The 13,174-nt window shown below is 69.2% G+C and carries 11 protein-coding genes and 1 riboswitch; of the genes, 8 read left to right on the top strand and 3 right to left on the bottom strand.

Going from position 1 to position 13,174, the window contains the following annotated elements:
• Positions 1–27: 27 nt before the first annotated feature.
• A riboswitch (cobalamin riboswitch) is annotated at positions 28–104 on the bottom strand.
• A gap of 183 nt (positions 105–287) precedes the next feature.
• From mctP to ADK54_RS35205, 3 genes are all read right to left on the bottom strand, one after another.
• Complete coding sequence (gene mctP / locus ADK54_RS35215; RefSeq protein WP_053729865.1) at positions 288–1,907, bottom strand: monocarboxylate uptake permease MctP; 1,620 nt, start codon at positions 1,905–1,907, stop codon at positions 288–290.
• A complete protein-coding gene (locus ADK54_RS35210) occupies positions 1,904–2,191 on the bottom strand; it encodes a DUF3311 domain-containing protein (RefSeq protein ID WP_107090692.1) in 288 nt (95 codons plus the stop codon). Before ADK54_RS35210 ends, mctP begins: the two co-directional genes overlap by 4 nt.
• Positions 2,192–2,323: 132 nt before the next feature.
• Positions 2,324–3,085 carry a GntR family transcriptional regulator gene (locus ADK54_RS35205; protein WP_053729863.1) on the bottom strand — a complete coding sequence of 254 codons (762 nt, stop codon included), beginning with the start codon at positions 3,083–3,085 and terminating at the stop codon, positions 2,324–2,326.
• 480 nt (positions 3,086–3,565) lie between these two features.
• On the opposite strand from ADK54_RS35205, the gene ADK54_RS35200 reads away from it, so the two are divergent.
• From ADK54_RS35200 to ADK54_RS35165, 8 genes are all read left to right on the top strand, one after another.
• Positions 3,566–4,846: an extracellular solute-binding protein gene (locus ADK54_RS35200; RefSeq protein WP_053729862.1), complete on the top strand. Its 1,281-nt coding sequence runs from the start codon at positions 3,566–3,568 to the stop codon at positions 4,844–4,846.
• 75 nt (positions 4,847–4,921) lie between these two features.
• A complete protein-coding gene (locus tag ADK54_RS35195; protein WP_053729861.1) occupies positions 4,922–5,920 on the top strand; it encodes a carbohydrate ABC transporter permease in 999 nt (332 codons plus the stop codon).
• Between the two features lie 29 nt (positions 5,921–5,949).
• Positions 5,950–6,804, top strand: a complete 855-nt coding sequence (locus tag ADK54_RS35190; protein ID WP_053729860.1) for a carbohydrate ABC transporter permease — start codon at positions 5,950–5,952, stop codon at positions 6,802–6,804.
• Between the two features lie 9 nt (positions 6,805–6,813).
• Complete coding sequence (locus ADK54_RS35185) at positions 6,814–8,331, top strand: glycoside hydrolase family 3 protein (protein ID WP_053729859.1); 1,518 nt, start codon at positions 6,814–6,816, stop codon at positions 8,329–8,331.
• A gap of 785 nt (positions 8,332–9,116) precedes the next feature.
• Positions 9,117–10,187, top strand: a complete 1,071-nt coding sequence (locus tag ADK54_RS35180) for a phytanoyl-CoA dioxygenase family protein (protein WP_053729858.1) — start codon at positions 9,117–9,119, stop codon at positions 10,185–10,187.
• Positions 10,169–11,488 (top strand): DUF6271 family protein, encoded by a 1,320-nt coding sequence (locus ADK54_RS35175; RefSeq protein WP_053729857.1) that lies wholly within the window; start codon positions 10,169–10,171, stop codon positions 11,486–11,488. The genes ADK54_RS35180 and ADK54_RS35175 overlap by 19 nt, the downstream gene beginning before the upstream one ends.
• Positions 11,481–12,653, top strand: coding sequence for a type III PLP-dependent enzyme (locus tag ADK54_RS35170; RefSeq protein WP_053729856.1), 1,173 nt, complete (start codon positions 11,481–11,483; stop codon positions 12,651–12,653). The genes ADK54_RS35175 and ADK54_RS35170 overlap by 8 nt, the downstream gene beginning before the upstream one ends.
• On the top strand, positions 12,654–13,172 hold the full coding sequence (locus tag ADK54_RS35165; RefSeq protein ID WP_053729855.1) for a GNAT family N-acetyltransferase: 519 nt from the start codon (positions 12,654–12,656) through the stop codon (positions 13,170–13,172).
• Positions 13,173–13,174 lie beyond the last annotated feature (2 nt).

The following is a 13,174-nucleotide window of genomic DNA, read 5'->3' as shown; positions in this document are numbered from 1 at the left end:
TCGGTCGACCCGGACGCGCCATCGGCAGGTCATCGGACTCGGCCCGTACAAAGGGGTACGGGTCATACCGTTGCGGGACAGTTCCGGATTCGAACCGGATTCCCCTGCGGCGACAGCGAGGACGAGCATACATGTGGGGGGCGCTGTGCGTGGCACCCCCCACATGTTGTGTCGCGCGGGGCACGGCTTCGCCGTTGATCCCTACGTGGGCGCACTGACGGCCTACGCAGAAGGGCCGCCGCACCCTCCCGGGATGCGGCGGCCCTTTCGCGTACCGACAGGGGAACTCAGTGGGCCGAGCCGGCCGTCGCCGGGGGGAGTTCCGTGGCCACGCCCGGGTCGCCCGCGTCCGCCGTGTAGTCGGCGGGCGAGGTCTCGTCGACGCCGTCGGGGGCCTTCAGGGCGCGCAGGACGACCGTGAGGACGACCGTCACCACCACGTTCAGGACGAACGCGGTGAGGCCGATGTAGCCGATCTCGCCGATGCCCGGGATCTCCTTCGAGGAGCCGCCGAAGTGCTTCTGGGTGGGCGAGGCCACCCCGTACGCGGCGAGCGTGCCGTACGCCATGCCGACCGCCCAGCCCGCGAGCAGCGCCCAGCGGTGGAACCAGCGCGTGAACAGGCCGCCGACCAGGGCCGGGAAGGTCTGCAGGATCCAGATGCCGCCCAGGAGCTGGAAGTTGATGGCGACCGTCTTGTCCATGGTCAGGACGAAGACCAGGGCGCCGACCTTCACCACCAGCGAGACCAGCTTGGAGACCTTGGCCTCCTGCGCGGGCGACGCGTCCGGCTTGAGGAAGTCCTTGTAGATGTTGCGGGTGAAAAGGTTCGCGGCCGCGATCGACATGATGGCCGCCGGGACCAGCGCGCCGATGCCGATCGCCGCGAAGGCGACGCCCGCGAACCAGTCGGGGAACATGTCCTCGAAGAGCTGCGGAATGGCGAGCTGCCCGTTGCTGACCTTGACGCCCGCCGCGATCGCCATGAAGCCGAGCAGTGCGAGCAGGCCCAGCATCAGCGAGTACAGCGGCAGGATCGTGGTGTTGCGGCGGATCACGTTGCGGCTGCGCGAGGACAGCGTCGCGGTGATCGAGTGCGGGTACATGAACAGCGCCAGCGCCGAGCCGAGCGCGAGCGTGGCGTACGTCCACTGGCTCGACTCGCCGGGTGCGATGGCCCCGGTCGGCTTGCCGCCGGGCGGACCCGCGAACTTGTGCTGCGCCGCGCTGAAGATGGCGTCGAAGCCGCCCAGCTTGATCGGGATGTAGATGATCGCCACCGCGATCACCAGGTAGATCAGGCCGTCCTTCACGAATGCGATCAGCGCGGGCGCGCGAAGGCCGGACGAGTACGTGTACGCCGCGAGCACCGCGAACGCGATGAGCAGCGGCAGGTCCTTCACGAACCAGTTGTTGGACTCGCCGCCCACGCCCATGACGTCCAACACGGCCTGGATGCCGACGAGTTGGAGCGCGATGTACGGCATCGTCGCGAGGATGCCGGTGACCGCGACCGCGAGGGACAGGCCCTTGGAGCCGAATCGGCCCCGCACGAAGTCCGAGGTGGTGACGTAGCCGTGCTTGTGCGAGACCGACCACAGGCGCGGCAGGAACGTGAAGATCAGCGGGTAGACGAGGATCGTGTACGGGACCGCGAAGAAGCCCGCCGCGCCCGCCGCGTAGATCGCCGCCGGTACGGCCACGAACGTATAGGCCGTGTAGAGGTCGCCGCCGAGCAGGAACCAGGTGACCCAGGTGCCGAACGACCGCCCGCCCAGGCCCCATTCGTCCAGGCTCGCCTCGTTCTCGGCCTTGCGCCAGCGGGCCGCCATGAAGCCGATGACCGTGACGGCCAGGAAGAAGAAGATGAAGACGCCGAGCGCGACGCCGTTCACGCCGTCCTTCACTTGGACGCACCCCCCTTGTCGTCGTCGGAGGTGTGCGGGGCGGAGGCGGCGCGCGAGCGCTGGTCGTGCTGCCACAGCTTGTACGCGATCATCGTGAGTGCGGTCGAGATCAGCACCCAGAGCATCTGGTACCAGTAGAAGAACGGGATGCCGCCGAGCGCCGGGTCGGTCTTGGCGTACGAGCTCACCCACAGCATCGCCACGAAGGGCGCGATCAGGCAGAGCGCGATGACCACGCGCAAGGGCGTGATCACCGGTCTCCTCACTTCTGTCGAATCCGGCATTGGGTGGCTCCGTCCCCTCACGATCACCTGTGCGTTGGATCACTTGGTAATGCGCAGGAAATCTAGGGGAGAGATTCGGTCAAGGGAACCCCCGTCCGGATTCCGGACGGCTGGGCGGCCGGGAGGGCGCGCTCAGTCGGCCGGCCGCTTGAGGCGGGCGACGAACTTGTACCGGTCGCCCCGGTACACCGACCGCACCCACTCCACGGGTTCGCCCTGGCCGTCGAGGGAGTGCCGCGACAGCATCAGCATCGGCAGGCCGACATCGGTGCCGAGCAGCCCGGCCTCGCGCGGGGTGGCCAGCGACGTCTCGATGGTCTCCTCGGCCTCCGCGAGGTGCACCCCGTACACCTCGGCGAGCGCGGTGTAGAGGGAGGTGTACTTGACCAGCGAGCGGCGCAGCGCCGGGAAGCGCTTGGCGGACAGGTGGGTGGTCTCGATGGCCATCGGCTCGCCGCTGGCCAGGCGCAGCCGCTCGATGCGCAGGACGCGGCCGCCGGCGGTGATGTCGAGCAGCCCGGCGAGGGTGTCGTCGGCGGTGACGTAGCCGATGTCGAGGAGCTGGGAGGTCGGCTCCAGGCCCTGGGCGCGCATGTCCTCGGTGTACGAGGAGAGTTGGAGCGGCTGGGAGACCTTCGGCTTGGCGACGAACGTGCCCTTGCCCTGGATGCGCTCCAGGCGGCCCTCGACGACCAGCTCCTGGAGGGCCTGGCGCACGGTGGTGCGGGAGGTGTCGAACTCCGCGGCGAGGGTGCGCTCGGGCGGCACCGGGGTGCCGGGCGGCAGGGTCTCCGTCATCTCCAGCAAGTGACGCTTGAGGCGGTAGTACTTGGGCACGCGAGCGGTACGGGCGCCGGCGCCCGCCTCTGTCTCGCTCCCGCTCCCGTCGGCCATGGCCTGCCTTCCCGAGTGCTGCGCTGCTGCCGTCACCGGCTCCTCCGTCTGTCGCGGCTCACATGGTGGCACGGACCGGTCACGGGTCGTCGCCCTCCGTCAGGGTGTCGGTCCGGTAACGCGATCGACAGCCCTTCTTATACACCGCCACGCGGCGGACGTGCGGGGAAGTGTGCAAGTTGGTCTAAACCATTAAAGCCCAGAGGGCCTTCCGCGGGCAGCCCGGCGCAGGCCGGATCGGGCCGCTGGGGGCGGAGTTGTGGGGCGGGCCGGGCGGTGAGGTGTCGGTCCGATAACGGACGGTCTCAGCGTTCTTATCGACTCTTGACACCCCTAAAGGTCTAGGCCAAGCTCCCGGTACTGGTCTAAACCATTAAAGACCAGAACCCAGCCCCACGGGCAGTACTCGTCGTATGCGGCATCGCGGTGGGCGGGGCCACGAAGAAGACAACGGGGTCAGTCATCCCTGAGGAGAGTGGCGTGAAGCGCAAGCTCATCGCGGCGATCGGCGTCGCGGGCATCATGATCGGCGCCGCGGCGTGCGGCGGCAGCGACAAGAAGGACGGCGCCGCGGGGGGCGACGCCAAGGAGCTCACCGTCTGGCTGACGGTCGACGCGCAGAAGAACTGGCCCGAGCTGGTCAAGGCGGCCGACGACGCGATCGTCGCCAAGCACCCCGGCCTGAAGATCAACCACGAGTACTACGGCTGGCCGGACAAGAACGCCAAGCTCGACGCCGTCCTCGCCACCGACAAGGCGCCGGACGTCGTGGAGATGGGCAACACCGAGATGCTCGCCTACTCGGTCAAGGGCGCGTTCGCCGAGATCGACCCGTCGAAGTTCGACAACTCCGCCGCCTGGCTGGACGGCCTCAAGGCCTCGGTCTCGTACGACGGCAAGACCTACGGCGTCCCCTACTACGCCGGTGGCCGCACGGCGACCTGGCGCAAGGACATCGCCGCCGACTCGGGCATCACCGCGACCCCGAAGACGTACACCGAGCTGACCGCCGACCTGGACAAGATCCAGGCGAAGCAGGGCGACAAGTTCAGCGCCTGGTACCAGCCCACCCGTGACTGGTACGCGGCCATGTCCTTCGTGTACGACGCCGGCGGCTCCATCGCCAAGCAGGACGGCGACAAGTTCAAGGCCAACCTGTCCTCGCCGGAGTCCATCAAGGGCCTCACCGAGTTCAAGAACGTCGTCGACAAGTACATGAAGGGCGACAAGACGAAGGACGAGTCCGACCGTCCCATCGTCTACGGCCAGGGCAAGTCGGCCCTCGTCTTCAGCCCGGCCTGGGAGGGCGCCAACGCCGCCCTGCCGGAGAACGACAAGGTCGGCAAGCTCGCCGACAAGATCGAGAGCTTCGTGATGCCGGCCCCGTCAGGCAAGGCCATGCCGGTCTTCCTCGGCGGCTCGGACCTCGCGGTTCCGGTCAAGTCCAAGGCGCAGGCGCTCGCCGCCGAGTGGATCAACGCGTTCACCGGCACCCAGGGCCAGAAGGGCCTGATCGCCAAGGGCAACCTGCCCAACAACAAGACGGACCTCGCGCCGCTGAAGTCGGACCCGAAGACGGCCGTCCCGGCCACCGCGGCCGAGTCCAGCTGGTTCGTCCCGATGGCGCCGGGCTGGGGCCAGGTCGAGAAGGCCAAGACCCTCCAGGACATGCTCCAGGCCATTGGCACCGGTAAGAAGACGGTCGAGGCCGCCGCGAAGGACGCGGACGCCGCGATCGACAAGGTCATCAACACCAAGTGACCTTTGGGCAGGGCCCCGTCACGCTGACGGGGCCCTGCCTGGCCAGTTCCAGAGAGGGATCACCAGGAGCGCGCGATGAGTGCCGCAGAGACAACCACCGCCAAGGTGCCGCCGGCGCGGCGCGACCCACTACCGGGTGCTGGATCCGGTCAGCCCGGCAAGCCGGGGAAGAAGCGCGGCACGGGCGGGGGAGCGGCGGTGCCCTGGGCACTGCTCGCGCCCTGTCTGCTCGTCCTCGCGCTCGTCCTCGGCTATCCGCTGGTACGGCTCGTCACCCTGTCCTTCCAGAAGTTCGGGCAGCCGCAGCTGTGGGGCTTCAAGGCCGCCGAGTCGGTCGGGTTCGACAACTTCGCCACCGTCCTCGGCGACGCCGAGTTCTGGCGCGTCGTCGTACGCACCATCGTCTTCGCCGCCACCGCGGTCGTCCTGACCATGGTCATCGGCATGCTGATCGCCCTACTGCTCCAGCGGGTCTCGGGGTGGGTCAAGACGCTCATCAACATTGCCCTGGTGGCGAGTTGGGGCATGCCCATCGTCGTCGCGATCACCGTCTTCAAGTGGATGTTCGACAGCGACTACGGCGTACTGAACTGGCTGCTCAGCCAGTTGCCCGGGGTCGACGTCACCGGACACAACTGGTTCATCAGCAGCACCCAGGGCCTCGCCGTGATCATGCTGCTCGTGGTCTGGGGCGCGGTGCCGTTCGTGGTCATCACCCTCAGCGCCGGTCTCACCCAGGTCCCCAAGGAGCTGGAAGAGGCCGCCCGGCTCGACGGCGCCGGCTCCTGGGGCGTGTTCCGGCACGTCACGCTGCCGATCCTCAAGCCCATCATCGTGATGCTCGCGACGCTCTCGGTGATCTGGGACATGGGTGTCTTCCCGCAGGTCTTCGTGATGCGCGGCGGGCACCCCGAGCCGGAGTACCAACTCCTCACCACGTACTCGTACGACAAGGCCTTCGTCGTCAACGACTACTCGCAGGGCTCCGCGATCGCCCTGCTCACCGTGCTCCTGCTGCTCGGTGTGATCGCGGTGTACATGCGCCAGATGCTCAAGATCGGGGACGTCGAGTGAGCATCGCGAACGAAAACAGGGGAGTAACGATGGCTGCCTCAACCGTTGCGCCGGCCCGCCCCACCCGCAAGAAGACCAAGCTCGGCTGGAACCTGCTCGGCCTGCTCGTCTTCGTCACCGCGGGCTTCCCGGTCTACTGGATGCTGAACACCGCGTTCAAGCCGGCCAAGGACGCGATCGACCCCGATCCGCACCTGTTCCCGACGAACTTCACGCTCGACAACTTCAAGCGGGCGCTCCAGATCGGCGACTTCTGGGGTTCGATCGGCCGCTCCCTGACCGTCTCGGTCGTCGTGGTCGTCATCGGCATCGCGGTCGGCCTGCTCGCGGCCCTGGCCATCTCCCGGTTCGCCTTCCGCGGCCGCAAGATCGTCATCGTGGGCATCCTCGCGGTCCAGATGGTGCCGCTGGTCGCCATGATCATCCCGGTCTTCCTGCTGCTCAACGACCTCGGTCAGTACGACAAGCTCTCGGGCCTGATCATCACGTACCTGACCTTCATCCTTCCCTTCACGGTGTGGACGCTGCGCGGATTCATCGTCAACGTGCCCAAGGAGCTGGAGGAGGCGGCCATGGTCGACGGCTGCAGCCGCACCGGCGCCTTCATCCGCGTGGTCTTCCCGCTGCTCGCGCCCGGCATGGTGGCGACCTCGGTCTACGGTTTCATCCAGGCGTGGAACGAGTACCTCTACGCCCTCATGCTGATGAGCCAGAACCACCAGACGGCCACGGTGTGGCTGTCCAACTTCACCACCCAGCACGGCACCGAGTACGCCCCGATGATGGCCGGATCGACCATGATGGCCGTTCCCATCGTGATTCTCTTCCTCCTCGTCCAGCGCAAGATGGCCGCGGGTCTGACGGCCGGCGCAGTGAAGGGATAACCCCGCCCCATGACGACTATGACCACGGGTTCCGACACGCTGACCCGCGACGCCCTCGCCGTCCTCCAGCCCGGGTTCACCGGCACCAGCGCGCCGGACTGGCTCCTTCGCCGCATCGGTGAAGGCCTCGCCTCCGTCGGCCTTTTCGGCCGCAACATCGTCTCCGCGCCCCAAGTGGCGGCTCTCACCGCTCAGTTGAGGGCCGAGCGGGACGACCTCCTGGTGGCCATCGACGAGGAGGGCGGTGACGTCACCCGCATCGAGGTCCGCACCGGCTCGTCCTTCCCCGGCAACCTCGCGCTCGGCGCGGTCGACGACGTGGACCTGACCCGCGAGGTCGCCCGCGAGCTGGGCCGCCGGCTCGCCGAGTGCGGCGTCAACCTCAATTGGGCGCCGTCCGCCGACGTGAACTCCAACCCGGACAACCCGATCATCGGCGTACGGGCCTTCGGGGCCGAGACCGACCTGGTGGCCCGGCACACCGCCGCCTACATCGAGGGCCTCCAGGCCGCCGGGGTCGCCGCCTGCACCAAGCACTTCCCCGGCCACGGCGACACCAATGTCGACTCGCACCACGCGATGCCCCGCATCGATGTGGACCTCGACACGTTGCACGCCCGTGAGCTGGTGCCTTTCCGCGCCGCGATCGCGGCGGGTTCCAAGTCGGTCATGAGTGCGCATATCCTTCTTCCCGCGCTCGACCCCGCACGTCCCGCCACGCTCAGCCCGCGCATCCTCACCGGACTGCTGCGCGAGGAGCTCGGCTACGACGGGCTGATCGTCTCGGACGCGGTGGAGATGCAGGCCATCGCCGGGACGGTCGGCATCGAGCGAGGCTCCGTCCTCGCGATCGCGGCGGGCGCCGACGCCCTGTGCGTCGGCGGCGGCCTGGCCGACGAGGGCACCGTACTGCGGCTGCGCGACGCGCTGGTCAAGGCGGTACGGGACGGCGACCTCGCCGAGGAACGCCTGGCCGACGCCGCCGCGCGGGTACGTGCGCTGGCGGCGTGGACCGGGCGGGCCAGGGGGGATGTGGCGGCGCCGGGCGCGGCGGTGCAGGAGGGGACCGCGCCCGGCACCGGCAGCGACATCGGACTGGTGGCCGCGCGCCGGGCCGCCCGGATCACCGCCTCGCCGTCCTGGCGCCCGCTGACCGCGGCCCCGTATGTGGCCACGTTCACCCCCGTCATGAACATCGCGGTGAGCAGCGAGACCCCCTGGAGCATCGGCGGCGAGCTCGCCGCCCTGCTGCCCGGCACCGAGAGCGGCACCTACGGCACGGACAGCGCCGCCGCCGATGTGCTGGCGGCCGCGGGCGAGCGGCGCATCGTCGCGGTCGTACGCGACGAACACCGCCACCCCTGGATGGCGGCCGCCCTGGACGCCCTCCTCGCGGCCCGTCCGGACACGGTCGTGGTCGAGATGGGCGTGCCGCGGGCGACCCCGCGCGGCGCGCTGCACGTCGCCACGCACGGCGCGGCCCGGGTGTGCGGGCGGGCCGCGGCGGAGGCCATCGCGGGGGTCTGATACCGCCAACGAACCACGTGGCGGGTGACGGTCGGCGGACCGTCACCCGCCACGTTTGCATGTGCGGGCACGCCCGAGGCCACATGTACGATGGGGCCGACTTTCGGTGTCCGCGAGGGCCAACTTGTACGGTCCGCCGGAGCGGAGCGTTCCGGTCCTTCCCTTGAGGACCCGTCAACTCGGCTGTGGGGGCGTCTACTTGACAGTACGTGTCCTCCCCGTGTCCGGTGCGTGAACCCGTCCGTTTTGGGTCTCGCTACCGCCCCAACTTGGGGCTTGACACCGGAAGTTGGTCTAGTCCACCTTGGAGGTACGCAAGATCGGTGTAGGTGCCCCCGTCCCATGAGCGGCACCGAGCGCAAGGAGGTGGCAACCCCGGCCCTGTCTTCGTGGAGACGTACGTTCTCCACCGGGTGACCGGCCGGCGCGAGGACGCGCCGAGCTTGCCAAGTCCGGTTGCCACGCGCCTGTTTGCCCTAGCAATGCCCGACTGGGAACCGGTCGGCGCAAGGACCACGCCGAGGGCCCCGCATCGCCCGGCACACCGCACATCCCCGGCCCCGGACGGCCGCAAGGTGCACGCCGGACGCGAGCACGACCGTATGCCGAACCCATCAGCCGCAGCGCTTCGCCGCCGACCGTGATCTCACCGGGCCGGCCGCGCGCACCGCTCCGGCCGCCGCACCCTTCGATCCCCGCCCAACAGGACGCCCGCGCCCGGGCCATGTCCCTGTGCCCAGGGGATCCGCTCAGCCACCTAGCCATCTGCACCCTGGAGTGATCGCATGTCGGCACCCGACCGATATCTCTACCGAGCCGCCTCCGGCATCCCCTATTTCAGCTCCGACGGCGGCGAGACCTACCTGGCCCGCACCCCGCTGCGGGACATCGAGAAGTCGCGCCCGCTGCGCGTCCTTTCCGAGGACGACTTCGCGTTCTGGCAGACGTACGGCTACGTCATAGTGAAGGAGGCGATCCCGGCCGCGGCCGCCAAGCGCCTCCTCGATTTCACCTGGGACTTCCAGGGCCTGGACCCCGAGCGGCCGGAGACCTGGTACGCGGAGGACCGCGACTTCGCCTCCGAGCTCGAACAACACCTGCACGTCTACGGCTTCGTCGAGGCGTACCACCACCAGCTGCTCTGGGACAGCCGGCAGACCCAGCGGGTCTACGACGCGTTCGCCGACGTGTGGGACTGCGAGGAGCTCTGGGTCACCCTCGACCGGCTCAACCTGAACCCGCCCAACATCAAGGACCGTGACCGCGCGCACATCGAACCCACCGACAAGGGCTTCGACATCGAGCTGCACTGGGACGTCGACACCACGCTCGGCGTGCTGCCGCAGCGCGTCCAGGGGATCATCGCGCTCAACGACACCCAGGACGACCACGGCGGCTTCCAGTGCTCGCCCGAACTGTTCCGCCGCTTCGAGGAGTGGAAGGTCGCCCAGCCCGCCGGCCGTGACCCGATCAGGCCGAACACCGACCGCGCCGAATTCCCCGTCGTCCGGCCCGAACTGAAGGCCGGTGACCTGCTGATCTGGAACGGGCTGCTCGCGCACGGCGTGGCCCGCAACACCTCCGACAACGGTGTCCGCGCGGTCCAGTACCTCTCGATGATGCCCGCCCTGGAGTCGGACCACGAGGTGCGGAAGTCCCGCGTCGAATCCTGGCGCAGCCTCAGCACCCCGGACTGGAACAAGACGCTGGTCGGCGATGCCCGCAGGCACGAGTCCCTCAGGTACCCGACCGCCGAACTCACCGACCTGGGCGCCAAGTTGCTGGGCCTCGAATCCTGGGGCACCACCGGGTCCGCGACGCCGACCGAGGAGCCCGCGTGCGACGCATCTGCCTGACGCTGCCCACCAACCGGGCCTGCGCGGACACCATCGCGGCGGTGCACGAGGAGGCCGCGTACGCCGCCGAACACTTCGACGTCGAGGTGCGGCTGCTGATCCTGGACTCCTCGGACGAGCCGGCCCGCGCCGAACACGCCCGCGCGGTACGGGAGTTGGCGCCGGTCGAGAAGGTCCTCGTGCACCACCTCGACGAGGCGCGGCAGCGGGACTTCCTCCAGCGGGTCATCGCCCGGGCCGCGCCGGCCAAGCCCGACCTGATGCTCGACCTCATGCTGCCGGCCGACGTGTCGTACGGCGCCTGCACCAACCGGGCGTTCCTCATCGCGAGCTCGCTCGGCTGCGACTCCGTGCACCGCAGGGACTCCGACAGCAGCTACCAGATCCTGGACGGCGAGCCCGTCTTCCCCATCCACCACGAACTGCTCTCGCTCGGGAAGCGGGCCGTGGACGCCGTTCCCGATGTCACGCGGACCCGGCTCGACCCGGCGGACATCCACAAGCCGGTCGCGATGGTGGGCAGTTCGTTCGTGGGCGAGCTGTCGGTGGACATCGGCGAGATGCGCGACCTCGACCCCGGGATCTACTACGAGGTGGTCGGCCTGTGGGCCGAGGCCGGCACCCCGCCCGACAAGCGGCGCGAGCTCGTCGAGGATTCGTTCGTCGGGGCGGGCACCGACCCGTTCACCCACGACGAGTCGACGCTTGGCGCCCCCGACATCTGGCGGGTCGACATGTGCAACATCGGCCTCGACCGCGAAGTGTACGAGCGCGTGCCGCTGCCGCCCGCGACAAGCACCATAGGCAGCGACTACTTCCTGCTGCACCTGGTGCGCGACGCGACACTGCCCGGCGTGGTGCACAACCGGAACATCGTGAACTACTACACCCCCGAGCGGCGGACCGGCCCCGGCTTTACCGCCTACCAGTTGCGGTTCACCAAGTTCCTCCTGTCGATGCTCTACCTCTACCCGGTCTATACGGCGATGGAGGAGGCGCGCGGAGCCCTGCTCGACGAGCGGCACCACGTACGCGCCGCCACGATCGCCGAACTCGCCGCGAGCAGCGCGGGCGCGGACCGGGCGGAGAACGTCCGCAGGCTGGCCGTGATTGACCGCTGCTATCGCCAACTGGGCGGAAAGTACGCCGAGTTCGCCGACCATCTGGTGCCGCTGCGGGAGCGCCTGCTCGACGAGGCGCAGGCCGACATCGAGGACTTCGCCCTGCTCATCGAGGCGTGGGGTCCGCTGGTGGCGGCGAGCAGAGCCGAGGCTCCGGTCCGGGGTGTCGACGATGCGTGAGGGCACGGCCATCCGGGCCGCGCTGGCCGACGCCACCGACGACCGGATCTTCTTCGACCTCGACGGAATCGCGGCCCAGTACGCGAAGCTGATCAGCGAACTGCCGGGTATCCAGGTCCGGTTCGCCATGAAGGCGTGCCCGGTGGACGAGGTGCTCGACTGCCTCGCCCGCCGGGGCGCCGGCTTCGACGCGGCGAGCCCCCGCGAGATCGAGCAGGCCATCAGGACCGGCGTGCCGCTCGACCGGATCCACTACGGCAACACGATCAAGTCGGACGAGAACATCGCCGACGCCTACCGCATGGGCATCCGCGACTTCGCCACCGACAGCGTCGAAGACGTCGCCGCGATCGCCCGACTCGCCCCGGGGGCCCGGGTGTTCTGCCGCCTCGCCACCAGCGGGGACGGCGCGCTGTGGGGCCTCAGCCAGAAGTTCGGCTGCTCGGCCGACGACGCCGTACGTGTCCTGGAGGCGGCGCGGGCCGCGGGCCTGACTCCGTCGGGTCTGTCCGTGCACGTCGGCTCGCAGCAGATGACGTCCGAGGCCTGGCAGAGCGCGCTCGACGAGCTCGCGGACCTGGTGGCGGTCCTGAACGAACGGGGCATCCTGCTCGACACGGTCAATCTCGGCGGCGGCCTGCCCGCGCTCGGATGCCTCGACAAGCACGGCCGCCCGCTCGACCCCCCACTGGACAAGATCTTCGCCGTCCTGCGCGAAGGCATGCAGCGGCTCGGTGAGCAGTCGGCGTCACCCCTTGAGTTCCTGATGGAGCCCGGCCGTCACCTGGTCGCCGACCACGGCGCCATCCGGGCCCGCGTGTCCCGGCTCTCGGCCCGGCGTCAGCGCGACGGCGAGCGGCAGCACTGGCTGTACCTGAGCTGCGGAAAGTTCAACGGCCTCTACGAGATGGACGAGCTGCAGTACCGCCTGGAGTTCCCCGGCCACGCGGGCGGCCGGTACGTTCCGGCCGTGATCGCGGGCCCCACCTGCGACAGCGACGACGCGTACGACTACGAGGCCGGACTCGTCCAGGTCCCTGAGGGCGCGGCGTCCGGCGACCCGGTCTGGGTCCACTCCTGCGGCGCGTACGCCGTCGGCTACACGACCCAGGGCTTCAACGGCTTCGACCCGCTGCCGTACACCTGCATCGGAGGTTCGAAGTAGATGCCCCTGTTGGACACCGACCCGCTGCTGGACACCGACGTCCGCATCCGCCCGCTGGCCGAGCGTGACTGGGACACGATCGTGGCCCTGGAAGCGGGCGCCTACGAGCAGGACGGCCTGTCGGAAGGCCGCGAAGCCCTCAAGTCCCGCCATTCGTCCGGCACTTGCTTCGTCCTGGAGCACGCGGGGCACGTCGGCGGCTACCTCCTAGCCCTGCCCTACCCGCCCTTCGCCAGTCCCGACCTCAGCCGCGCGGAGGATGCGGATCACCCCTCCCGCAACCTGCACGCTCACGACCTCGTCATAGCCGAGCACCTGCGCGGCCGGGGTCTCGGCCCCCGACTCCTCACCCATCTCCTGTCCACCGCGAGGGAGTTGGGGTACGAGCGGATCTCCATGGTGGCGGTCCGGGGCGCCCACGTCCTATGGGCACAGCTGGGCTACCGGGCCCACCCGGAGGTCGAACTGCCGGCGAGCTACGGCACGAACGCGGTGTACATGTCCATGGAAGTAGGCTGAAT

The sequence above is a fragment of the Streptomyces sp. WM6378 genome (assembly GCF_001279695.1).
Taxonomy (GTDB): Bacteria; Actinomycetota; Actinomycetes; order Streptomycetales; family Streptomycetaceae; genus Streptomyces.
The sequence above is the reverse complement of the archived record's forward strand: the minus strand, read 5'-3'. Positions and strand labels throughout refer to the sequence as shown.

What these genes read in the sequence shown, in the direction of transcription:
- ADK54_RS35210 (WP_107090692.1), bottom strand. Translation starts at nt 2,191, where the DNA reads ATGCCGGATTCGACAGAAGTGAGGAGACCGGTGATCACGCCCTTGCGC.
- ADK54_RS35195 (WP_053729861.1), top strand. Translation starts at nt 4,922, where the DNA reads ATGAGTGCCGCAGAGACAACCACCGCCAAGGTGCCGCCGGCGCGGCGC.
- ADK54_RS35165 (WP_053729855.1), top strand. Translation starts at nt 12,654, where the DNA reads ATGCCCCTGTTGGACACCGACCCGCTGCTGGACACCGACGTCCGCATC.
- ADK54_RS35170 (WP_053729856.1), top strand. Translation starts at nt 11,481, where the DNA reads ATGCGTGAGGGCACGGCCATCCGGGCCGCGCTGGCCGACGCCACCGAC.
- ADK54_RS35190 (WP_053729860.1), top strand. Translation starts at nt 5,950, where the DNA reads ATGGCTGCCTCAACCGTTGCGCCGGCCCGCCCCACCCGCAAGAAGACC.
- ADK54_RS35185 (WP_053729859.1), top strand. Translation starts at nt 6,814, where the DNA reads ATGACGACTATGACCACGGGTTCCGACACGCTGACCCGCGACGCCCTC.
- ADK54_RS35205 (WP_053729863.1), bottom strand. Translation starts at nt 3,085, where the DNA reads ATGGCCGACGGGAGCGGGAGCGAGACAGAGGCGGGCGCCGGCGCCCGT.
- ADK54_RS35180 (WP_053729858.1), top strand. Translation starts at nt 9,117, where the DNA reads ATGTCGGCACCCGACCGATATCTCTACCGAGCCGCCTCCGGCATCCCC.